Annotated in this window: 2 protein-coding genes; both read right to left on the bottom strand. The window is 69.8% G+C overall.

Annotated features, from left to right (window positions below; translation table 11 throughout):
• Positions 1-432 (bottom strand): alpha/beta fold hydrolase (locus tag F3J14_RS35060; protein ID WP_166726770.1); only part of this gene is annotated, 432 nt, incomplete at its 3' end.
• A 207-nt stretch (positions 433-639) separates the two neighbouring features.
• Positions 640-1,321 (bottom strand): ferritin-like domain-containing protein (locus F3J14_RS35055; RefSeq protein ID WP_247682370.1); only part of this gene is annotated, 682 nt, incomplete at its 5' end.

The following is a 1,321-nucleotide window of genomic DNA, read 5'->3' as shown; positions in this document are numbered from 1 at the left end:
CGCCTGCTCGGCCCGCGCGGGGGCGAGCCCGAACCCTTCGAGGTCGACCACACGCCGCACGCGCTCCGGCCGCGCGCCCGCGTACAGGCACACGACGTTCGCGCCCATGCTGTGCCCGACCAGGTTGACTTCGCCGGTCGGCGCATAGTGATCGACGAGCGCATCGAGATCGCCCAGATATTCGTGGAACCAGTAATGACCGCCGCCGTGCCGTGCGACCGGCCAGTCGGACAGGCCGAAGCCGCGCGCATCCGGCGCGATCACCTGCCAGTCGCCCGCGAGCGCGTCGACGACGAACTGGAACGACGCCGCGACGTCCATCCAGCCGTGCAGCATGAACAGCGTCGGCGCATCGGGCCGGCCCCAGCGCCGCACATGCAGCTTGACGCCGCGCACCGTGACGAAATCGGAAACAGAACTCGAGGCACTCATTGCAGCCGCCAGAAAAAAGAATGGTCGTTCGATTATAGCGGTGACGCTTGCGTTCCGGCGGCCGGCAGTCGAGGCCGCTCTCTAGCGCCAGGGAAGCCGATGGCGCGCGCAACCGGCGCACCGGATGCCCGCGGCATGGCGCCGAACGCTCGCGCGGCCGGCCTGCGGCAGCTTTCGCACCGCGGCAGCCGGCGGCCCGCAGCCGCCCTAACCCGCCGCCTTGCCGTCCGTCGCGTCCTGCGCGGCGAGTTCGTCCAGCTCCGCCTGCTCGAACCCCGCGGTGCGGCGCGCGTCGAAATTGAACGGACCGCGCAGCCGCGGCGCATGGTACTGCTCGGCGAGCTCGCGGTAGGCAGGCACCGGCTCGCGGCCGGCCGCGTCGCACAAGTGCCGGAACCAGCGGTTCCCGATCGCGACATGGCCGATTTCGTCGCGCAGGATCACGTCGAGGATCGCCGCGGATGCGTCGTCGCCCGCCTGCACGAGCCGCGCGCGGATCGGCGGCGACGCGTCGAGCCCGCGCGCCTCGAGCGTGCGCGGCACGAGCGCCATCCGCGCGAGCACGTCGGCCTTGGTCCGCTCGCACATCTCCCACAGCCCGTTGTGCGCGGGAAAATCGCCGTACGCATGCCCGAACCCTGCCAGCCGCTCGGACAGCAGCGTGAAGTGATAAGCCTCCTCGGCCGCGACCTTCAGCCAGTCCGCATAGAACGCGTCCGGCATCCCACTGAAGCGCCACACGGCGTCGAGCGCGAGGTTGATCGCATTGAATTCGATATGCGCGAGCGCGTGCAGCAGCGCATTGTGCAGCACGTTCGACAACGCCTCCTGCAGACTGATTGCATCGCCATCGATCCACGCGTGCGGTGAATCGCTCGCGAATGCGACG

The sequence above is a fragment of the Burkholderia sp. Tr-862 genome, assembly GCF_011753085.1.
In the GTDB taxonomy this organism is placed as follows: Bacteria; Pseudomonadota; Gammaproteobacteria; order Burkholderiales; family Burkholderiaceae; genus Burkholderia; species Burkholderia ambifaria.
Note: the sequence above shows the minus strand (reverse complement) of the source record. Positions and strands in the feature narration are given on the sequence as shown.